This is a genomic window from Ruegeria sp. HKCCA5426, assembly GCF_013034585.1.
GTDB lineage: Bacteria > Pseudomonadota > Alphaproteobacteria > Rhodobacterales > Rhodobacteraceae > Ruegeria.
Window position 1 is genome coordinate 142687 of the sequence record NZ_WQGH01000002.1, and the last position, 21040, is coordinate 163726.

15 protein-coding genes, 1 tRNA gene and 1 riboswitch are annotated in these 21040 nt (G+C 52.3%); of the genes, 7 read left to right on the forward strand and 9 right to left on the reverse strand.

Annotation, left to right across the window (positions count from 1 at the left end):
• Positions 1 to 12 precede the first annotated feature (12 nt).
• Positions 13 to 603, reverse strand: coding sequence for a cobalamin biosynthesis protein CobQ (locus GOV87_RS03275; protein ID WP_254447303.1), 591 nt, complete (start codon positions 601 to 603; stop codon positions 13 to 15).
• 41 nt (positions 604 to 644) lie between these two features.
• Between GOV87_RS03275 and GOV87_RS03280 the strand changes: the two genes are divergently transcribed.
• Complete coding sequence (locus GOV87_RS03280) at positions 645 to 2102, forward strand: cobyric acid synthase (protein WP_171210818.1); 1458 nt, start codon at positions 645 to 647, stop codon at positions 2100 to 2102.
• Positions 2103 to 2105: 3 nt separating this feature from the next.
• Here the strand turns inward: GOV87_RS03280 and GOV87_RS03285 are convergent, their stop codons facing one another.
• From GOV87_RS03285 to GOV87_RS03300, 4 genes are all read right to left on the reverse strand, one after another.
• Positions 2106 to 2846, reverse strand: coding sequence for a hypothetical protein (locus GOV87_RS03285; protein ID WP_171210819.1), 741 nt, complete (start codon positions 2844 to 2846; stop codon positions 2106 to 2108).
• A 75-nt stretch (positions 2847 to 2921) separates the two neighbouring features.
• Positions 2922 to 4340, reverse strand: coding sequence for a TolC family outer membrane protein (locus GOV87_RS03290; protein WP_171122054.1), 1419 nt, complete (start codon positions 4338 to 4340; stop codon positions 2922 to 2924).
• Between the two features lie 95 nt (positions 4341 to 4435).
• Entirely contained in the window at positions 4436 to 5089 is a 654-nt protein-coding gene (locus tag GOV87_RS03295) for a protein-L-isoaspartate O-methyltransferase (RefSeq protein ID WP_171210820.1), read from the reverse strand.
• A 669-nt stretch (positions 5090 to 5758) separates the two neighbouring features.
• Positions 5759 to 7132, reverse strand: a complete 1374-nt coding sequence (locus GOV87_RS03300) for an IS630 family transposase (protein ID WP_171210821.1) — start codon at positions 7130 to 7132, stop codon at positions 5759 to 5761.
• A 240-nt stretch (positions 7133 to 7372) separates the two neighbouring features.
• On the opposite strand from GOV87_RS03300, the gene GOV87_RS03305 reads away from it, so the two are divergent.
• Positions 7373 to 7446, forward strand: a tRNA-Cys gene (locus GOV87_RS03305).
• An 81-nt stretch (positions 7447 to 7527) separates the two neighbouring features.
• Here the strand turns inward: GOV87_RS03305 and GOV87_RS03310 are convergent.
• Positions 7528 to 8370, reverse strand: a complete 843-nt coding sequence (locus tag GOV87_RS03310) for an AbiJ-NTD4 domain-containing protein (RefSeq protein ID WP_171210822.1) — start codon at positions 8368 to 8370, stop codon at positions 7528 to 7530.
• A 517-nt stretch (positions 8371 to 8887) separates the two neighbouring features.
• On the opposite strand from GOV87_RS03310, the gene GOV87_RS03315 reads away from it, so the two are divergent.
• Positions 8888 to 10213 carry a site-specific integrase gene (locus tag GOV87_RS03315; RefSeq protein ID WP_254447304.1) on the forward strand — a complete coding sequence of 442 codons (1326 nt, stop codon included), beginning with the start codon at positions 8888 to 8890 and terminating at the stop codon, positions 10211 to 10213.
• Positions 10214 to 10394: 181 nt separating this feature from the next.
• Here GOV87_RS03315 and GOV87_RS03320 read toward each other — a convergent pair whose 3' ends face one another.
• Positions 10395 to 11675 carry a hypothetical protein gene (locus GOV87_RS03320; protein ID WP_171210824.1) on the reverse strand — a complete coding sequence of 427 codons (1281 nt, stop codon included), beginning with the start codon at positions 11673 to 11675 and terminating at the stop codon, positions 10395 to 10397.
• A gap of 507 nt (positions 11676 to 12182) precedes the next feature.
• Positions 12183 to 15644, reverse strand: coding sequence for a class I SAM-dependent DNA methyltransferase (locus GOV87_RS03325; protein ID WP_171210825.1), 3462 nt, complete (start codon positions 15642 to 15644; stop codon positions 12183 to 12185).
• 339 nt (positions 15645 to 15983) lie between these two features.
• On the opposite strand from GOV87_RS03325, the gene GOV87_RS03330 reads away from it, so the two are divergent.
• The 4 genes from GOV87_RS03330 (at position 15984) to GOV87_RS03345 (ending at position 19345) form a co-directional block, all read left to right on the forward strand.
• Positions 15984 to 16448 (forward strand): hypothetical protein, encoded by a 465-nt coding sequence (locus tag GOV87_RS03330; RefSeq protein ID WP_171210826.1) that lies wholly within the window; start codon positions 15984 to 15986, stop codon positions 16446 to 16448.
• A 24-nt stretch (positions 16449 to 16472) separates the two neighbouring features.
• On the forward strand, positions 16473 to 17300 hold the full coding sequence (locus GOV87_RS03335; RefSeq protein ID WP_171210827.1) for a GIY-YIG nuclease family protein: 828 nt from the start codon (positions 16473 to 16475) through the stop codon (positions 17298 to 17300).
• Between the two features lie 93 nt (positions 17301 to 17393).
• Entirely contained in the window at positions 17394 to 17840 is a 447-nt protein-coding gene (locus tag GOV87_RS03340) for a hypothetical protein (RefSeq protein ID WP_171210828.1), read from the forward strand.
• Positions 17841 to 18253: 413 nt separating this feature from the next.
• Positions 18254 to 19345, forward strand: coding sequence for a hypothetical protein (locus GOV87_RS03345; RefSeq protein WP_171210829.1), 1092 nt, complete (start codon positions 18254 to 18256; stop codon positions 19343 to 19345).
• 369 nt (positions 19346 to 19714) lie between these two features.
• Here the strand turns inward: GOV87_RS03345 and GOV87_RS03350 are convergent, their stop codons facing one another.
• The gene (locus tag GOV87_RS03350) at positions 19715 to 20671 is read right to left on the reverse strand and encodes an NAD(P)-dependent oxidoreductase (RefSeq protein ID WP_171210830.1); all 957 of its coding nucleotides are present in this window, start codon (positions 20669 to 20671) and stop codon (positions 19715 to 19717) included.
• 138 nt (positions 20672 to 20809) lie between these two features.
• Positions 20810 to 21019: riboswitch (cobalamin riboswitch) on the forward strand.
• The last annotated feature ends 21 nt before the right edge of the window (positions 21020 to 21040 follow it).

The following is a 21040-nucleotide window of genomic DNA, read 5'->3' on the forward strand; positions in this document are numbered from 1 at the left end:
CCAAGCGTTGCGTCAGAAAAACAGCAACCACTGTCGCGCAACCCAAACCTCGGCGCACAGCATCATGGCAAAGAACACCCTCGCCGACCATGCCATGCCCCGCCGCCACAGTAACAGATAAGACGCCGCGCACACTGTCAGTGACACAGGTGCCACCCAATAGGCGTGGTGTGCGCTGTCCCAATAACTGACTGGGCTGTCAAAGACCCACGAGCTGAACGGCCAGAACTGGGGCCGCCCGTCCCCGGCATGCAATAGAAAGTCCAGTAACAAATGCAGCAAGCCAGCCGACGCGCCAACGATTAGCGGCCTGATGCGGAGCCAGACCCCAGCCAATAGCGCCAGTCCCCAAACAACAAATGAGTTGTCGATGGCGAATACGGTCTGCCATTCCGTGGAATAATAAAGCTGACCGAAAACCACCTGCTCAGGAATCCCCAAAACGAACAAAGACACCCCGGCCATCAGGTAAAGCGACACGTCCGGCAGCGCAGAGCCTAGCAAAGCAGCCCACAAAATCCGCCCACGAGGAGGATTGGCAAAGGCAGCAGCCCCGATCAAAAGATGTGCAGGTGTGTTCATCCGGGGCTTTTCCTCAGCCATCAAATCGGGTCATGTGCCCTTCAGGTTATAGGAGACTCGACATGGTTCGCGCCATCATGATTCAGGGCACCGGCAGCAATGTCGGCAAGTCGGTTCTGGTGGCAGGATTGGCCCGAGCCTTTACGCGGCGCGGCCTGCGTGTCGCACCGTTCAAGCCGCAAAACATGTCAAACAATGCCGCCGTCACCGAAAACGGGGGCGAGATCGGGCGGGCGCAGGCATTGCAGGCCCGCGCCGCCAAACGACCAACGCATACCGACATGAACCCGATTCTGCTGAAACCTGAAACGGATACCGGCGCTCAGGTCATCATACAGGGCCAACGCGCCGGGACGATGAAAGCCGGAGATTACCGCAAGGACAAATCCAAGCTGCTGAGTGCTGCCTTGGAAAGCTTTGACAGGTTGTGCGACGACGCCGATCTGGTCCTGATAGAAGGCGCCGGAAGCCCGGCTGAAACCAACCTGCGCAAAGGCGATATTGCCAACATGGGCTTCGCCTGCGCCACCGGGGTTCCGGTGGTTCTGGTCGGCGACATCCATCGCGGAGGCGTGATAGCCCAGATCGTCGGAACACAGGCCGTGCTTGACGCAGGCGATCTGGCCATGATCCGGGGCTTCGCGGTCAACCGTTTCAAGGGCGATGTTTCGCTGTTTGACGAAGGACGAGATGACATAGCAGCGCGAACCGGATGGCCTTGTCTGGGCGTCGTTCCTTGGTTCCACGATGCGTGGCGTCTTCCAGCCGAAGACATGATGGACATCCGCTCGCATAGCGGTGGGGCCTGTAAAGTCGTGGTCCCGCAACTGGAGAGGATGGCGAATTTCGACGATCTCGACCCCCTGTCCGCCGAACCGGGCATCACTGTAGAGATCGTGCCTGCTGGTCGCGCTCTGCCTGGTGATGCTGATCTGGTGTTGTTGCCGGGCAGCAAATCGACCATGGGCGATCTGGCCTATTTCCGCGCGCAGGGCTGGGATGTGGATCTGTATGCACATGTTCGTCGGGGCGGCCATGTCTTAGGCTTGTGTGGCGGGTATCAAATGCTGGGCAAGACAATCGCAGACCCGGACGGGGTGGATGGTCGCCCGGGGACTGTCGAAGGCTTAGGCCTTTTGGATGTCGACACGGTGATGTCGAGACAAAAGACGCTCACTCTGCGCAACGCCCGAACTGTCCCGGGTGGCGAGCCGGTACAGGGTTATGAAATTCACATGGGTAAAACAGAGGGGGCCGATTGCCGACGCGCTTGGCTGGAAGTCGACGGGCGGCCAGAAGGCGCCACTGACAAGTCCGGCCGCATTCGTGGCAGCTATTTGCACGGCATCTTCTCTTCTGACGCATTTCGCGCCAGCTACTTGTCACAGCTCGGCGCAGCATCGGATTTGGGCTATGAAGATGGGGTTGAGGACACACTCGACGCGTTGGCGGACCATCTTGAAACGCATATGAACCTGGATCAACTGCTGGACCTTGCAGAGAGTCCTACACACGGATAACGGTCAATCCGGCTTGTGTTCGGCAAGCGCCCGATAAATCTCGCGCCGGACCATTTTGCGGACGTTGCGCGTAATCCGCTCACCCAGAACGCCTTGCAGTTCCTCACGCACAACCTGCGCTATCAGGTCACGTAACGCGGCCTCATCAAGGGCGGTTACGTCCCTAGGCTGTTCAGTGGATGATACAGCGGCAGCGGTCACTTCGGGATCGCGAATGAACATTGCCTTCGTTTCGGAAACCTGTGGTTCGGCCTCGGGCGCAGAGTCATCATTGTCGGCGCGGACATCTTCCTTGGCGCTGCTTGCTTCCTCATCCGCGCTCCATTCCAGCGACGTCGTGCGCGTGCCGGAATACTCGTCCTCGCTATCGCCGTCCGGTTCCCACTGATCTTCGGTGCGGGCAATTGCGGCTTCCAGCGCCTCAATCTTCGCGCTCAAACTATCCGCTGGGTCAGTGCTTTGGTGTTCTTCGGCGACAGGTTCGTCACGCTTAACAATGTCGCTGGCACGCAGGACCATTGGCTTGATGGACGCATCCGCGGTGTATTCCGCCTTGGGTTCCGCCTCGTCTTCGTCCTCCGCTGCTTCGCTTACGCGCAAAGCATCCGTTAGGACCAAGCGACCCGGCTTTCTGGACATGGCTGTTGGAACAAGGTCCGGGATCTTGCGGCCTTCTTCACCGACCAGCCGTTTGATAGAGGACAAAACGTCCTCTACGCTCCCATTTACCACCTTGTCCGTCATCTTTTCACTACCACTCTGTCCTCAGAATCGAGTGTAGCCAAACACTTCGGACCTCACAACCGTCAGCTTGGACCCTCAGTCGCGACGCAACGCTTTCAGCACGCGATCCAAATCCTTGCTCTGCTTGCTGACTTGCGCCGGTGCGCGCTTGACCAAGTTGTAGTACAGCGTCGGGTCGTAGATTTGCACGGCCAATCCCAGCCGCTCGGCCGTTAGCAGACCTTGGGCCTGCAGCAAATCATAGGCCGCACGTGATCGCTCTGTGCGTGATCCAACCTCGGTTAACTGCGCGTTCAGCAAGTCCTGCTGAGCGTTCAGAACGTCCAGCGTGGTCCGAGCGCCCAATGTCGCCTCTTCCCGGATACCGTCAAACGCGACCTGCGAGGCGCGAACCTGTTCCGTCGACGCCCTCAGACTTGCGGTTGCGGCCTGAAAACGCGCATAGGCATCTGCCACGCCCTGCGTGATGTCTTTTTGCACGTTCAACAGGTTTGCGCGCGAGGCGTCGCGGGTCGCCATAGACCGACGCACGTTTGCCGCCAGACGGCCACCAGCATAGATCGGCTGGTTGAAGTTCAGCGAAATCGACGCGTCTTCGAGGTTGTCATCATTGTCATAGCTTTCGCGAATACCCGCATCCGCGTTCAGGCTCACGTTCGGGCCAAGGTTGGCACGCTGCTGCTGCACGGCCAGATCAAATGCCCGCACCTCGTGCTGCGCGGCCAGAATTGCGGGGTGGTTCCGCTGAGCGAAGGCGATCGCTTCAGATTCCGAACCAGAAAGGTTCGGCAGGCTGGGTTGGCCCGCAGTCGCACCCGGCGCCTTGCCCACGGCGTTCACATATTCCGCCTGCGCGCGGCTCAGGTTACCGCGAGCAATGGCAAGTTCCGCCTGAGCACTGGCAAGCTGCGCTTCAGACAAAGCAACGTCGGTTCGTGTGACTTCGCCCACGTCGAAACGATCCTGAGAAGCCCGGAGTTCCTCGGCGGACACATCAACATCGTTGAGCTGAATCTGAACGGTTTCTTCTTGAAGAACGACTTCCAGATACGCATTCACGGCGCGGAACAGGACAAGCTGTTCAATATCAATCAGGTTCTGACGGGTGGACAGAACGATTTCCTGTGCAGACTGTTTGCCCAGAACCGAGAAGCCGCCATCATAAATCAATTGGCTCAGCGTCAGTCCGGTGAAAAAGGACGATGGTTCGTTCCTGACTACGACGTCATCTGTGGTGGAACGCGTGTAATCCTGACTGACCTGCACCGTCCAGTTGATGATCGGCCGCAGCGCAGACAGGGCAATTGCCACATCTTCGTCCGCTGCACGCAGCAGCGCGCGGTTCTGTTCCAGCAATCCGCTTGTGTTATATGCACCAATGAAGGCGTCGGTCAGATTATCTGCCCAAACCGCCCGTCCCGGAACAACGCTGAGTGCGATACCAGCCGTAAGCGCCAAGGCCTTGACCAGCTTACCTCCCGACTTAGAACTCATAACGAAATCCTCTCAAATCAAAATTACGCAGCCCTAGGCGCAGTTTGCGCCTTTGTTTTCAACTAATCAAGGCAGCAGAATAATCTGCCGTAGAATTATAGCGAAAATGCACGATCCGCGGAAAATGCCTGCAATACCGGCGCATTGGCATTAAAAGCATGGCGCCAGGTCACCCGACCTCCGGATTTATGGCCGATGCGGACCGTTCCCAGCTCACCTTCCATGAAAAGGCAAGCAATCCGGCCGTGTTCTTTGAGCTGATCAATAATGGCGTCTGGCACCTGCTCGACCCCGCCCTGGATCATGACCACGTCGTAAGGCCCATGCTCGGTCGCACCTTGCGCCAGCGGTCCGATATGCACGATGGCGTTGTCTGCGTCCGCCTCCATTAGGACAGTCTGAGACTCGGCCGCAAGGTCCTCGTCTTCCTCGACACCGACAACCAATTGCGCCATGCGCGCCGCAACTGCTGTCGAATATCCCATTGCCGAGCCGACATCCAAAACAATTTCATCATTAGAAATGTTCAGCGAATCCAGTATCTTAGCCAGAGTCCTGGGCTCTAGCATACAGCGCCCCGCACCCATATCTATCAATCCTTCGACATAAGCCGCCTCGCGCTGGGAATCCGGCACGAAGTTCTCTCGTCTCACGTTCAACATCGCGTCGATAATGGGAAACTTGGTCACATCAGAGGGTCGAATCTGTGTATCAACCATCGTGCGGCGGCGGGCTGCGAAGTCTGTCATTGGATCGCTCGTATCTTTCCCTTGGATGATGCGCTTGTGCCATATCAAGGAGGAACCAGCAACGGCCAGCGCAGAGAACTTTTGCCGCAGAACCAATATTTCCCGCGCACCTACAACCAACCAGAGCGTTCTGCATGAATTTTTGAGGCACCCCTCTGGACGCCCCAGACGAAAGCTGTTAAAACGCCCCCCACACCACAGCAAGTATTTGATTTTACTTGAAAAGGCGAGTTGGCGGAGTGGTGACGCAGCGGATTGCAAATCTGTTCAGCCATGCACCAAATTGCGCACAATGTAATGTTTTCAACAGGCTAACCTGAATGCAATGTGCGAAATTTAACAATCTACCCATAACATAACTCTAAAATCCCCGAAATCTTTGGGCAAATCTTTGGGCAAGTCTTTTTGTTTAAAGTCAATGTGTTATAGAAAGTTTGTTGCCACGTCTTTCAGCTTTCGTTACGCGACAACATCGTCCAATTGTTGCCTGAAACTTTCGTGCTTTTGTTCAGCGGCGCACGCCTCAGCAACTCTCAACAAATGGGCTATCGCTACACCGATCACGACCTGTGACGATCAGGATTTCGCCCCAAAAGCCGAAACGGTAAATGGTCAGTCGTACGGACGAAGCGAACCTTGCTCAAATGCAAGTTATGGCTGAATTGGCCGCTAGCGATACCTCGAGTCCTTGCAGTTATTGCTCTCGGAGAACGTGGTGATCGACCGTTCTTGTCCCCAAATCTTCTTTCCTGCTTTCCGTGGGTTCGCCCTGAAATACTCATTCCGATCTTGAAAATACTGGTCGATAGCTGCTGTCGCCTCTTCCGTGGACGAGTAGTTACTGTTGTGTATCACGGCTCGCGACATTCCACTGAAGATCGCTTCAATGACGTTGAGAAACTGTGCTCCGGCTGGAAGGGGTGCGAGTTCTACAATCGGGCCGTCTGACTGAGAGCGCTCCGAGTTCACTTCCTGAATTCTTTCGCAGAGCCTTTTGGAAACGTGCCAAGAAGCTGCATCCCATGACATGTAGAACCGATCAAGGTGTTGGTAATTGGCGAGCAGCACGTCGAGCAACTTGATCATTTCGTCGGTGTTCTTCTTCTTTGAATAGAAATGGGTCACTTGATTTGTGGAGAGTTCAAGCGCTGCCGTCATTATCAGAACACCCTTGGATTTCTGGAACTGAGGGACTGTGTACAACGTGCCCGGAGCAACGAGCTTCTTCCCTTCGCGTTGTTTGATCGCGAATGGCCCATACTCGTCGATTGAGAAGAAACCTTCTCGATCTCCAAGCCCGCCAAGGATCTCTTGAATTCTTGCAAGCTTCGGGCGGTAGTCGGGGTCCTTACTGGTGAGCACCTTTCGCGCTTTCTTCCAGCGGTAGCCAGCATCCTTGATTATGTGTTTGATGGCGTGCCGCCCGATCCTGAACCCCGATTGCTCGATTGCAGCTTGCAGATCAACTAGCCTCCACGTTGTGCGGTTGAAGCCATATTCGGATGGAGGTGAATGCAACACCTTGAAGACCTGCTCTTTAAAGTCCTCTCTGTCCCTGACTTTGCAGTATTCCGACGCCCTTACATAGTCTCCTAGACTGCCATTTTCTCTCAGCAAACGACACCATCGGTAGTAGGATGACTTCGCCACACCTATACCACGAAGAGCACGCAGCTTTGGCACACTAGCAGATTCCACCATTTCAACCGCTTTCAGCTTCTCGGGTACCGCCATTCGTCCTGCAAACTGAGCTTGGTCAGATCGAAACTTTTGGAATGAAATCGCAAGTTCAGTAATAGTCTGGCTTTCTGCAGGAGAACCAGTAGCCGTTTTGCTCTTGCGTCGTTTCTTGCTTTTTGGCCTCTTCAGACCCAACTTTCCGTAGCGAATGAAGCGCTTCTTCCATTCGTAGAATAAGCTAGCGGATATCCCTTTCTGACGACAAAGCTCGGCAATCGAAGTTGACCGAGCAAGTCCCGCAAGTACAACACCGGCTTTGAATTCTGCGGAATGTACGACTCTCGTTTTCTTAACGGTCTCCATGTCCAACTCCATTATTAGGGCACGAAGACCATAGCCCGGCAATCCACCCTCAACGAAGAATGCTGCGCGTTGCATCAGTGCGGTTTAGCGCTCAGAACAGGCTTTGAAGTGCCTGCTCTGAAGATCGATGAACCGTGGTTTGCATTGTTGTTAGCAAAAATTGAGGGAACTTTTTTACTCGCAAAATTGACGCGATCCCCTCTTGCAATTCGGGATTCCCGTCGGCATAAGGCGCGTCACGGCGTCATGGCAGAGTGGTGATGCACTGGATTGCAAATCCAGGAACCCCGGTTCGATTCCGGGTGACGCCTCCAAGATTTTCCAGTTCACAAAATCAATCTGTTTTTGGTTTCGTTCGCCCCACCGGGCTCTTACTTGCGGCCAAAAAGCGTAAATTACACGTTCTTGGCTATCAAATACGAAACAAACGACGCACATGCTCCCAACATGAACAATGCGTCAGTTTCATCGACGGTTTCATCGTTTCCAAAGACGTTGGCATGTCGGACGCCAGTGTTCTTATCACTCGTATATCCGTACAAAGCACCAAATGCTTTCTTCAAGCCACCGTGTAGCTTTCCATCTTTTTCAAGCGCGCTCAATGCCGCACCCAAAGTGCCTTCGGGTGCAAGATTTACCGCCACAGCTTCTACAGCGTGAATGCTATCCCGCACACTCCCGACCCAGTCCCCATCCGTCAGCTTTTTTGCGGCAGCAACTAAATGTTGCCTTGCGCCCAGATTGCTAGATTCCTCTGCGTATTCGATCGCTTGAATCACCGCTTCGGCTTGCTCGCCTGTACCTACAGCAATAACTAGATTGTCTTTTAAACGGTATGCGGTACGAGCCTCCACAAATGCTTGAGCCAAGTCATTTTTCAGAGTCGTACTGCACCCAATATGGTTGGCAAAAAACTCAATTAGGTTGAACAACTGATCAAATCTGGCTTTAGCAACAAAGTTCTCTAATGACCTGTTCAATTGAAAAGGCGCATTTTCAAATGAACTTACCGATCTTCCTAAGAACTTGACGTGAAAATCTTGAGCAACCCGCTTCCACTCGCCATCGAAGTAGCTGTTCATAGTTCCCATACGTTCGACACGATCAATTTCCTGATCCAGTGCGTAGTGGACCAAACGACGAAATTGACCAGACACCTGCTCAAGCTTCAATTGTTCTGGCATAGGCTCCAAACCATTTCGTTGAGAAAAGTTGAGATGGTTTGATCCGTCCGTCATAGAATGGCCTTTCTTACAAATTCCACTGCTTTAACAGCAGCTTATGACACTTAGGAAAGTTTTGGGCAACTCTTTGGGCAAAGCCACGTTAAACGAGGTACTTTTTTGTTTATTTTTGTGCCTTTAGGTTGATTTGTGTCACGTTTTGCAAATCCGTGTACACCGGTTCGATTCCGGTACTCGCCTCCATTTTATTCTAAATCATTGACTTAGCCCTGTGGTGCTCGGGTGTGACACAAAGTGGGACACACCTACAATGAAATTGTCATCCTATCTAACCCTCTCAAGACATGGCGTTTATTACTTCCGCTGGCCTATCCCTCCCTCTTACCAGCAGAAGCGAACATCTGTAAGAATATCGCTGCGTACAAGCTGCCCGCATAGGGCTGGCGCTCTGGCCCAATTTCTAGCATCTTGCGGTCGATTAATACCGGATCAAAAGAACGTGCCCCGCCTAAGACAAGACCAAATCCGATCAATGGTGCATCGGTATTTCAAGACTTCGCTGGATAAGTATTTGGAACGGCTGAACGACAAAGGCTTTCCAGAGGGAGCAGTCAGTGCGATGCAGCAAGAGATTGAAATCCATGAAAACGCAGCTGAGGGCGAGGACCTGCTGTCGGACCTCCTTTTCGACAGCGAAGCGTTTTGCAAATCCTCTGACATAAGCATACAGGACTGGGACGACAACGCGATGGACCTTCGCCGGGAGTGGCGAAAGGGGCGCAGAGATATGCTCAGGCGCGTTCTCGAAGCCGTAGAGCGCCTTGAACACTATTCTTATGACGATGCCCCCGAAGTAACAGTCTCGCCACCTGCAAAGGTTCTCCCTGCCTCTTCACCAATAGGCGCGGCAATAGATGACTTCATCAAGGAACATTCGCGTCAGTGGGCTGCAAAAACAGTTAGCCAGAACAGCGCGTACCTGAAAATTCTTGTTGAGTACTTTGGACCAGACAGGTTGCTGAGCACGATAACGAAGCAAGATGCGAACGAGGTCAAAAAGGTTCTGCAAGCCTTACCATCCAGCCGGAACACCAAGCCCGCCCTGAAAAACATGCCTTTAGTGGAAGTTATTGAGCTGCCGGGTCAGAAGAAAATCGCTCCCAAAACGATCAATAGCCACATACAGATGTTCAAGGCATTTTTCGATTGGGCTGAGCGGCACGGTTATTCCCCGCACAGTCTGTTCGACGGCATGAAAGTGGCTAAGGACAAAAATAGTAAGAGCCAGCGCAAACCCTTTTCTGCTGAGCAAACCCGGCTTTTGTACACCGAACTCACCACAAATCCGTCCGGACTAGTGCGTAAGGACAGTCACAAGTGGGGGATGCTGCTTGGTGTATTTACGGGAGCCCGGCTGAATGAAATATGCCAACTCGACATTAGGGATGTGCAGCAGGAATGCGGCACGTGGTTCCTCAACATCACAGACGAAGGTGACGACGACAACAAGAGCGTGAAATCCACAGCGGCGCGACGGAAGGTGCCGGTTCACCCAGAATTGATCCGCCTTGGTTTCCTCGACTTCGTGGACAGTCGCCGACAAAACAACCGCTTGTTCCCCGACTACAGCTACAGCGCAAATGGCGGCTATGGCCGCAACTTAGGACGCTGGTGTAACGAGAGTTTCCTGCCTAAGCTGGGCCTCAAGGAGCCCGGATTGGTATTTCACAGCCTGCGGCATACGGTTGTGACACGGCTTGGTCAGGCAAACGTGGCGGAACCAATCATCCAGTGCATTGTGGGACACGCACGCTCTGGTGTCACACAGGAAGTGTATCTGAGGGAAGGCTACACACTCAACCAGCTTGGAGAAGCTATTGGGCGTTTAAAGGTTTGATCATTTCCGGCGCTCCTTATCGTTACTAGTAATGAGGGAGCGCCCCCTGGGGGCGTGACCGAACAGGTTTAATATTCAGATATTCTTATCAGCCCATTGAATAGCCGAAAAAACGATCCCCTCCGCATTCGATTTACTGCATCAAGATAGACGTGATTTTAAGTGTACTGAATACATTTTATTAAACACACTTAGTAGACCTGAAGTCGGACAGTCTCTCTTCAAAGCTTTTTAGGTGCAGTAGATCACCGATGTCTAAATCAATAGGTGTTCTACTCCCTTCAACTGTTTCACCGACACCTACCTCCACTCCGACGTTTCCGTCTACACCAAACTCTGCACGGAATGCCTCGTTCATTGCGTTGGCCAAGTCCTGCTCCAAATCATGGTGGACGACGAAGCTGTCGTGGACGGGAAGGCAAGCGTAGCCCATAGCTGCAAATTTCAACATGACTGCTTCTGCTAAATCACTGTCTTTACGCTGCAACTTAAGTCCCACCCCTGAGCCAAAGTGCTGAGAGAACTCCGGGTATCGCGCCACTATGTACTGCTTGAACTCTGGCCAATCTCTACCGGTCAAGACGGGTGTGTAACCCTCAATCTCACTTACACGATTTACCTTGTCGGCGTTCAAAAGCGCATTGAAAGTGCGCTTAACAAGTCGACGTTCCGCCTTGTCGCCCGATTTAGATATACACCTGGCATAGGGGTCTTCAGGCACGTCCATGCCCGCTTCGGCGTACAGCATTGCAGCGTGTAACCCTGAATAGTCAACCTCAACTGTGCGCTTTCCGTCTATAAGGATGTGTGGCCTCAACCTACTTGGGCAACTGATCCACCATGCACCATAAAAGCGCCCGCCTTGTTGCCAATCGCTATTGTTGAAAACGCGGTACACGGTGCGTGACGCAAAGTCGAAGGACTGTGTTGCCTCCTCGTCTCGTGTTCCTCTGATGTGCACCACCTCTTCAGCAAGTTGTTCATCGCTAAGCGCCAAGTCTGCCCAATGGCTAGCGAGCATATCATTGATGATGCGAAGACGTTCTCGCGCGGCTGTAGCAAAGGCATTGTCTCCATACTCGACAAGGGCTTTATCGCTATCCTTCAAACGTATGCCTTCCGCGTTGTGGTTCCTTTGTAGATCCACGATGGTGGCCCCTGTCTGCTTAAGGCCACTTAGTAGTTCTGGTGTCGGCATATACCGTGCCGTTCGACTATTTTTGCCAGCTGGATCGTGCCAATACGCTGTGCTTTGCAACACCAACCCAGCCTTTTGCAATGCTTCTATCGCGTCAGTGAACGTACGCGCCGAGATGAAACTGGCACCGTATCGGGACTTGCTTAGACCCTGCAGGTAGGTCGTGCCCGTACCAATGCCCACTTCAAGTGTCGGGTCACTAAGATGTGCTCTAAACAAGTCAAGCAAGATGGACTTGAGGCAGGCCTCATAGCGTGATTGCACCTCGCGCCTTCGTTTACGCTGGCCTTCGGCTCTCACGGAGAGTTCTTTGCATATAGTGTCGAGATAAGTGCTAAGTGTTGGGCTATATGTCACCCACTGCGGATCAAACGGTCGTGCGTTCAAGGTTGTATCTATCTTCTTTGTGGTTGTGGATCTTTGTAAGTGTAGTCTGCAGTTATACGCTCGAACTCAAAGATGCCCGTGGGAGTGCCGATGTTCACCATGCGGTTGTACTTTGAAAGTCAAATAATGAATTGATCGGGCTTGAACTACTGCATGAAGCGGTAGATCACTCCTACCTCCAACGGAATAGTTCCTTGTTTCTTATCGGGAACGGCGACCAACATTGCTTTTTGATTATGTCTCTGTTCGCAGACAGCTTGCTTAGGTCTCCTATCTCAGGCCAGCGTATCGCTGCACGGCCCTTTTTCAAAGCCTCAGACCCATGGTATTCCGGCGTGCGATTGCTCCAAACTTAGGTCATGGCACGGGTCTTCTTGAGCAAGGTTATATCGAATAGGTGCCACGATCTGTCTGTACGGCCTGCCCTAGTGCCGCGAGGCTCTCTAAGAGCGGCTGAACTGTGCTTGTTCGAGCCCGAGAGAACTTACGAGCTATTTGCTCCGGCGTAGCCTCTCCAGAGGCCTCCAACGCAGCCCTGACAGCGGCAATCTGGTCTGGCAATGACTTCGGCCATGCCGTTTTAGCGGCGCTCTGGGCGGCACCAATTGCCATCTCAGTTTGCGATCCTTTGGTCTCGGATATTCTACCCTCAGGGTTTTGATACTCAGGGCGCAACCAACGAATGCAACCGGCAGCTTCCTCTGCGACACGTTCCTTATTGAGATCCACCAGGCGCATCAGGACTTCTTCGTCCAGAAGGTCCACAGGCCATCCATAGGCATCTGCCACGGCGACGTCGATCCGATCATGAATGTCGCGCAGAACGGCAATCAAACTTTGGTCGTAAATCTCTCTATCCTCGCCGTTGATCACCTTACCAGCACGCAGCATTTCCAAAACGTTGTACATTTTGGTCAGGGTAAGCTTTGGGTGCTGTCTTTGCTGACGTTTGCGGTGCTCATCCAACTCCTCGCCCAATGCGCGAAGGTGGGTACGTTGCGCGTCGGAGAGTTCAGGGAATGGGAAAACGTTAAAACACTGAGCGTGATTGTAATTGGCATCGTTCCCAACACCGAGCCATCCACCTGCCGCGATGGCCCAAATAACATGAAATCGAGACGAAAGTACGGCTAGGTAACCTGCATCATCTGAGCCGATGGCGATAAGCTTAGCGTCAGGCAAAATATCACTGTCGAGGAACCCAAAAACCCGGTGTTTGGCCGTTCGACAGGTCGCAATATATCTCGCGAGGCCTTTGAACATCGGCCGCATGGTAACGTTCGGCTCCGAGTATATCCACCATCTTTCACGCCTAGAACGCCTTGTAACGTTGTCGCGTATCGGTTTAACCGTATCTAGAACACGTTGGTACAAGGCCGGACTTAGCGACATGGCTTTTTCTTTATCCAAGCCAGTGAAGTCGATTATGTAACGGGGTTGTTTGAAGTGGACAAATTCTCGCCCGTTCAAGTATCGCCTTACCAAGCCCAAATTTTTTTCATTGGAAAACTTAGTGGTTGCTTCTTCTGGCGTAAGATAAAAACCGTCGCCTCCTGGAATTACACCTTGGTAGGCGATGCGTGAATTTGCCTCAAGAGCCGTCGCGCCCGCCACATTTGCACCAATTTGAAGGTTAGCAAACAACTTGCCCGTCTTGCGCTCGAACGTTACTTTCCGCCCTTCCGCCTCAGACTGTTCTTTGCCTTCTGTTACTACAGTGGACAACTGACCGGAACGATTGCCTGCGGCTGCCACAGTCATACTGATCCGTACATCAGCATCGCCTTTTCCGCTGTCGACCCAAGGGTGGTCAGGAATGGCGAAGACCAACGACAGAGGTTTTTTAGGGTCGCTTAGATGGGGCTCCAGCACCCTCCGGTTAAAGGTTTGGCGCAAGGAGTTGGTGGTGATTAGACCGAAGCGCCGCGTGCCGGTGGCCCTTTGGCGTTTCCAGTTTCGTGCCTTTAGCGCAGCTTTCTCCCACCAAAACATAACCAGATCGGCGCTTTGAGGTACCTTAGGGTAGGCTTGCCACAGCGCCTCTACATATCCGTCGCCAAGCGCCTCGCGCATCCTCTTGTTACCAATAAAGGGCGGATTGCCTACGATGAACTCGGCTTCGGGCCACTCAGCGGCACTGGCGCGCTCGTAGTCATAAAGCTGCACTCTAAATGATGGGTCAGGCACTTCATCACCGGTCACGGGGTGGCGCATAGTTGTCATTCCGTCCCAGCGGGTCACTGGCTGGCCATCATCATCCATGCGCGGCTTGCGTTCGTCCCAGTCGAGAACTGCATCGCGGTTCTCGATATTCTTGAAGTCACGCAAAACAGGCTCGGACGGGGCGGCTTTGCCGTAGGTACGGAAGTGCCACTGTAAATAGCCGATCCACAGCACCAGTTCGGCCACAGCTGCTGCCCAAGGGTTCAGTTCGATACCTAGGAATTGGTGCGGATCGACGGTCATGCCTGACAAGCCCAAAGACGTTTGATCCTCTCCCAGTTCTTCCAAAAGGGCAGTGACTTCGCCTTCAAGTCGTTTCATCAACTCCATAGACACATATAAGAAATTGCCAGACCCGCAGGCCGGGTCCAGCACACGCATCTCGCAAAGTTTTCGATGGAACTCGTGCACGAGTTTGCGAGCTGCCTTTTCCTTTCCGTCCGACATTAGGCGCTGTACAGCGGTTTGAACGTCCTTCCAGTCTTCTCTGAGCGGCTCCATGATTGTTGGGGTAACCAATCGTTCCACATAGGATCGTGGCGTGTAGTGCGCGCCCAACTTGTGCCTTTGCTTGGCGTCCAATGCGCGTTCCAATAGCGTGCCGAAGATAGCTGGCTCCACCTGCCGCCAATCCGCTTCCGCAGCCTCAATCAGTAAAGATAATTGCGCATCGTCGAGAGGCAAAGCTGTAGCATCGGCGAATAGACCACCATTGAAACGCTTGAGGTCCTTCATAAGAACTTGAGAGAAGCCCCCAGTATTCATGGTCTCCCAAAGCCCCTGCAATGCGGGCGCGGCGTGCTCCGGGTGGCTTTTGAGCCGCATCAGTAACTCAGTGAAACTGCCTTGATCTATTAGCTCCACATCCTCAGCAAACATTGAAAATAGGCAGCGCATAAGAAATCTGGCGACAACTTCGTTGTCGTGGCCTTGGTTGCGGAGCGACACACCAAGTTGAGCTAGATGATCCGCGATCTCACGAGTGACCTTGGCAGAGATTAGCGCGGGGTCCAACGACTTGGGGTCTTCCCAGATCGTCTTGAGCCGATCACGCACGTCAGGGTCATGCAGATCATCAATGTGGATCCGGTAACGGTTTTTATCAGGGTATTGTGTATAGCCCTGCCCTTGCCCAGAGAAGTCAGCGTATACCTCGATCACATGCCCGATATCTACAATCAACAAAAACGGCGGCCAGCCGTCTTCGCGCGCCACAGCACGGGCATAACCGTCTGCTTGATTGCGTGCTTTTAGCATGGTGTCATCCCACTTGCGGCTGCCGCGAATGCCGTGACCTTGGCGTGACACTTTTTGGGTATTATCCACCAATGATCTTAGTTGGCTAGGGTCAGATACCGCGACCTCGGCACCTTGCTTGGCCTCAAGAATGAAACAACCCTTGCGGTAGAGGTCTATATAGCCTCGGGAGTTGGTACCAGTATGCACGAATGTAACTGGCCGCTCGAACCTATAGTCATCGTTTTGATGATCAGAAGTTGCCACTTTGGGCGCATCTACGCCAAGAATTTGGGTCAGTTCTGCCGCAAATCTTTGAAAGTTCGCCCGCTCGCTTCCGCCACTGTCTTTCCATCGCTCGATAAACGCTTCAACATTTTCTTTCATGGCGCGACTATGCTGCGATGACAGCGAGTTGCCTAGTAGTGAATAGAAATTTTGACACATTTTTTCGAGGTGGTATCTACACTTGCTCTGCCATCAAAGGCCCCCATACCCCTACCACTGTGCGACCGCCACTTGAGCAACCCTCGGGAATTATTGAACCCATTTAGAGTGAAGAAGCGCCTTAGCAGTCACAATGCTGAATACATCCCTCGTGAGCGTCGCAGCCTTTCAAACAGTTATCAAAGTATTTCAACTCGAGGCTTTCACGAGTGAAACCTCTTGACCTTTCACAGCATGAAAGATAGCGTACCTTTCACACCATGAAACCTGGAGAAGCCAATGACTACCCTTGAGCATTTCAAAGACGTAGCTGCCAAATACTTACAGGACAAAACCATCTCCAACGCGATGGCACTTGGAAAAGAGATGTTGGAATACAGGCGTCTCGCAGTTGCGAAGGCAGGCGGCAACCTACCCGAAGCAGACCTTACAGAGCAAAAGTTTCTGAGTTGGTTTGACATAAGTGCTGCGACTGCGAGAAGGCTGAAATTGTTGGCAATTTGGGAGAAGGAAGTTCTCAAGAAAAAGCCTGAAAGCCTCACTCAAGCATACAAAATAGCGGAAGAACTCAACAAAGCCGCGCTTCAAAAAGAGAACTCAGAGGTAAACCGAGGTGGACGGCCCCGCAAAACAGACGCTGATCGAGCTTCTGAATTGTTGTTGTTAGCGGCTGAACACTGGAAGGCGACAAATCGGCCTCAAAGTGAGTTCTTGGACAGAGCCAAACAAGCGATCCAATCTTAAACGCAAAGCAAGAGAAGCAGAACGATGGCAAGCAGTTCGTTTTACAGCCTTTGGAAGCGTCAAGTCTTCGTTCGCCATTGGCATGACGACATCCAAGACCTTCTGGAAAAACATGGATTTGGATCCGGTATATATCTCATAGGATGTGCCGGGGAGATTGTTTACATCGGTCAGTCTTGGGACCTTTCAAGGCGCACAATTGAAAGTCTTGGAAACCACTATCACAAAGTATCAGACACTTCTCTTCCGTGGTCTTTGGCAATTGCGCCATGCGCTCCCTCAGAAATGGATGAGAGGGAAAGTACGGCAATCCGAGCCTTTGCCCCAAAGTTCAACACCTCGATACTTAGTGTCGCCAAAAGCCTCTTGAGAATGCCAAAAATTTCTGATGTTGCGCCTGTTTTTTACGATCAAGACAAACCTTGCGGAGCGTTTGACGCTGAAAACATGAAGCGTCAGATGGCAAATGCGGCGACAATGCCTAGCCCTCCTTGGGCCAAGAAGAGAGTACGGAAAAAAGTAAAGAGACCAAATTACGCAAAGCTAGAGATACCTATCGAACCAGTGATGCGGTCTAAAGAGGAAACGTCGTATTTGTTAAGGACATTTGGCGTGTCATTGGAAGAACCTCTGCGCTTTGCTATCAACCTGTGTGATGACGGCTCGGTTGTCACAAGAGAGGGTGAATATTTGGGTCGTTGGGAGATGGACGAGCATGTCCACCCAGTATTTTTTCCGGATGGCTTTAAAGAACCTTTGTTTCGCGATCCTTTTGTAGGGTTTCTCTGCAAGAACATCGAAGATTGGTACGCAGCTAAAAGCCAGAGCAATAATTCAAAAAGCCTCGTGTGAAGAACTCAGCTGTTGATACAAACCGAGGTTGAAACGACAATCATTCAGTAAAAGACAACTGCAAGCTGTAGGACAACGAAGTGCAGGACGGAAATGGCGATATACAATCCTGACTACGATAAAAATCGGGGGAGAGAACCTGAATGGGCGCTGATCGTCACCCGCTTGCATACAGAGGGTGACAACAAGAAAAGGGCTTTCCCTTACTGGAGCCAAGATGATGCAAAGGCCGTGGTTTCATGGGTTGAAAGAGTATGGGGCGGAAGCACTTCCATTATACCAATAAAAGGCACCCCTAGTGACTACAATAGTTCTAAAGATACATTTCCGAGAGAGAAGCTCATTTGGTTGTTGGTGTTGGGCTCGGGAGACGAATGCGTCGGGTTTCCGCAATCGAGTAGAGTATTGGCCATGGATAAAGCTAAAGCTTTAAAAGATACGGGTATTAACCGAGCTGAGGTAATTCGCCTACACCAGGAGCCTTACGGAACTGCAATCGCCAGCGTTAAAAAATTTACTACACAGGGGGTGCCACCCTGATTTCTTCACTCAAATCCCTCGGAAACTAAGATGCCTATATACGCGACGATGAGGGCACGGTTGACAGAAACAGCAATCCTTATCAAAAAATGTGACACAAAGTGAGACACACCAGCCAACCTCACACTCGATAACTCTGGTTATTCAATGGCTTAGAAAAATGGTAGCGGGTCCGGTACTCGCCTCCAGAAAACGTCAAATTCATTGACATAAAACAGCCCGTCAAGAAAAATTTTCATAATCTTTTCAGATTCTTAACTTAAGTATTCGAGCAACTTACTGGCGGCAAAACCCAAAATCCCGCAATATTTCCCGCAACACTGTATTCTAGCCACTTTCCTTCCACTTTACGTTGCGCGCCATTCCTCTTTTCTTCATGCCCATTGCATCCATCTGTTTCTATCGGGACCGAAATGAATACTGACAAGCTTAGTGAAATCGTCGACAAAATTTTGAGAGTGGAAAGCCAAGTAGCGACCCAGAGCTGCTTTCAAGAACTTGACGGAGCACTGAACAACCTAGTGAACCAACCACAGAACGCGGAGCACCAGCGCGCAGTATCAGAGAAACTGACCGCTCTGCGCCAATCACTCGAAGAATTCGTTTCAGAGTTCACTCCGCAAGACTATGATCGCGTTCTAGAAATTTCGTTCGACACTTTCGACCAAGAACTGGCTGACGAGATATCCAGAAAAATTCAAGAAAATGCGATGACGCCAAGTGTTGCTCGAGAATTCGTCCAAAAGCTATCGTCTGATCGCACTCAAACCTTTCAGCAACTCAATCAGTTTGCCTCAAATCTCAAGTTTTTCGGTTTCGGTTATCCAACTCCGACGGAAGGAACGACCGAAGTAGGCTTCCAGATACCGCGCGCAATCTTCGAAAATGAGTTCGAAAGTATGCTGGGCGAGCTTAAAGACATCCGAAATATGGTTCGCTTCTTTTCTGTTACTGCTACAGGCCAATATCAAAAAGCTTCTGTCGGCAGCATTTCGACTACAGACCCACTGTTTTTCCTTATCATGGCAAAGGAAATAGCTCTCATGTTCGGGGGCGTCGTAACTTGGGGAATCGGCGTCTGGTATTCTGTCGAGCAAATCAGAAAAACTCGAGCTGAAACCGCGCAGATCGAGGCCTTTACGCCAAAGGAGATCGAGGAGTTTTTCGACAAAAAGATTGAAAAAACCATCAAACTAGAAGTCGAGAAGAAGGTGGCATCTCTTCTTAAGGAGGGTAAAGCTACCAAAGCTCAACAGGGAGAGTTAAAAGGGCAACTGACTTGGGCACTTAACTCTCTGTTGGCGAAAATGGAGCGGGGCCTGACTATCGAACTGAGGATAGCGCCACCCAGCGAAACAGAGGAAGATGACGCGGACGAAACCGTTGATGAGAGTGAAGCCGAAATCTACGATCAACTGTTGGAAACGCAAAACCAGTTGATCTTCCCAGAGCCTAGTGATGACCCAATTCTCGGGATACCAAAGCTAAAAGATGATGAAGGTTAAGGCGATTTGGTTGTGAGAGAGTTCGCAACCAAATCCCGCAACAAATCCCGCAACATTTCTTGGTTACGAAGAATGCGAGGCTCGCTTAAGCATCTGTTTTTATTATCAATTAGTTCAGATTGGGTTCGATTTTAAAACAGGTACTCGCCTCCATTTTATTCTAAATCATCGACTTAGCTCTGTGGTGCTCGAGTTAAGCACTTAGGCAATAGCGCCCTCCCTGCGCCTAAGCCCATCAAGAAATGGCATTTTTGTTCCCGTAGGCCTTACCCTGCTTCTGTTGCTAGAAAAGCGATCCTGCCCACAGGAGGACCGCTGCGCGCCCGGTGGACAAGCGCGCGGCGGCAAGGTGACGGAATTCATGAATAACTAAACGGCGTTGCGACCCTGAGGGACGACCTCGTACCCTGGCTCTTCGGGTTCATCGTCTTCCATCTCGGGTGGAAACCCTGGGGCGCTGACATCCAGCCCCGTCGCATCCTCCAGGCGCCGGATAATGTTCGGCGAAAGCTCCCGCTCTCCGTAACGTGCGATGGCGTCGTCAAAAATGCGGATCATCAGCGGGTTCATTTCAAGCGGAACACCGGCGCGGTCTGCCACCTCCTGAAACAGGCCGATGTCCTTTTTCACAAGGTCCATTGTGAATGAGATATCCCGCGATCCGTTCAAAATGACCTGGCTTTCTGTCTCATGGACAAAGGATGTACCCGAAGAGATCTTGATGGCCTCATACGTGGTATTCAGGTCCATACCGGCCGCCTTGGCGGTGACCAATGCTTCGGCGCAAGTGATCAGATTCGCCGTGGCCAGATAGTTTGTCAGGACCTTCAGTACCGAGGCCGAGCCGAGATCACCGGTGTGCAGGATGCGCCGGCCCATTGTCGTCAGAAATGGCAGGATACGCTCAAAGGTATCCCGGTCACAGCCCGCAAAGATCGAGATGTTGCCCGTCGCAGCGCGGTGGCACCCGCCCGACACAGGGCAATCCACCGCTGCGCCGCCGCGTTCGATTACAAGGGCACCCAGCCGTTTGACCTCGGCCTCGTCGGTGGTGGACATCTCCATCCAGATCTTGCCGGTACGGACATTGGGCAGCATCTCTTGCATCACCGCATACGACGCGGCGGGTGATGGCAGGCAGGTAATGACCGCATCGCTGTCGCGCATCAACTGCGCAGGGCTTTCGGCGGCCTTTGCACCCTGCGCAACAAATTCAGCCACCAGATCGGGATTAAGATCATGCACGGTCAGGTCGATCCCGTTGCGAAGCAAGGATCCCGATAGTTTTCCACCCACATTGCCCAGCCCGATAAAGCCTACCTTCATGCGACATACCTCTCTTGTTTAGGACATGGCAGCATGACGCTTGCCCCCAAGTCATGCCGCCCAGCGACGCTGTCAGGTCGCTTTTTCACTCTGGTAGCGCAGATATCTGCGAGTCGCTTGACAATCCCCTGCCGGGTGCCGCATGTCCGATCCGTTGGTGTCCATCTGAGGATGGATGAAAAGGGAATGTGTCAGCGGGTCTTCCGTGAAACACAGCCGCCCCCGCGACCGTGACCGGAGAGGGTGCCCAAAGCCACTGGCCAAAAAGGTCGGGAAGGCGGGACATCTGACAGGGCTATGCCCCGATATCCGCAAGCCGGGAGACCTGCCAACGCCCGAAGATGTAACCGGACGGGGTGTTCCGGTGTC

Coding starts and splice junctions, on each gene's coding strand:
- GOV87_RS03275 (WP_254447303.1), bottom strand. CDS start 603: ATGGCTGAGGAAAAGCCCCGGATGAACACACCTGCACATCTTTTGATC.
- GOV87_RS03280 (WP_171210818.1), top strand. CDS start 645: ATGGTTCGCGCCATCATGATTCAGGGCACCGGCAGCAATGTCGGCAAG.
- GOV87_RS03285 (WP_171210819.1), bottom strand. CDS start 2,846: ATGACGGACAAGGTGGTAAATGGGAGCGTAGAGGACGTTTTGTCCTCT.
- GOV87_RS03290 (WP_171122054.1), bottom strand. CDS start 4,340: ATGAGTTCTAAGTCGGGAGGTAAGCTGGTCAAGGCCTTGGCGCTTACG.
- GOV87_RS03295 (WP_171210820.1), bottom strand. CDS start 5,089: ATGACAGACTTCGCAGCCCGCCGCCGCACGATGGTTGATACACAGATT.
- GOV87_RS03300 (WP_171210821.1), bottom strand. CDS start 7,132: ATGGAGACCGTTAAGAAAACGAGAGTCGTACATTCCGCAGAATTCAAA.
- GOV87_RS03310 (WP_171210822.1), bottom strand. CDS start 8,370: ATGACGGACGGATCAAACCATCTCAACTTTTCTCAACGAAATGGTTTG.
- GOV87_RS03325 (WP_171210825.1), bottom strand. CDS start 15,644: ATGAAAGAAAATGTTGAAGCGTTTATCGAGCGATGGAAAGACAGTGGC.
- GOV87_RS03330 (WP_171210826.1), top strand. CDS start 15,984: ATGACTACCCTTGAGCATTTCAAAGACGTAGCTGCCAAATACTTACAG.
- GOV87_RS03335 (WP_171210827.1), top strand. CDS start 16,473: ATGGCAAGCAGTTCGTTTTACAGCCTTTGGAAGCGTCAAGTCTTCGTT.
- GOV87_RS03340 (WP_171210828.1), top strand. CDS start 17,394: ATGGCGATATACAATCCTGACTACGATAAAAATCGGGGGAGAGAACCT.
- GOV87_RS03345 (WP_171210829.1), top strand. CDS start 18,254: ATGAATACTGACAAGCTTAGTGAAATCGTCGACAAAATTTTGAGAGTG.
- GOV87_RS03350 (WP_171210830.1), bottom strand. CDS start 20,671: ATGAAGGTAGGCTTTATCGGGCTGGGCAATGTGGGTGGAAAACTATCG.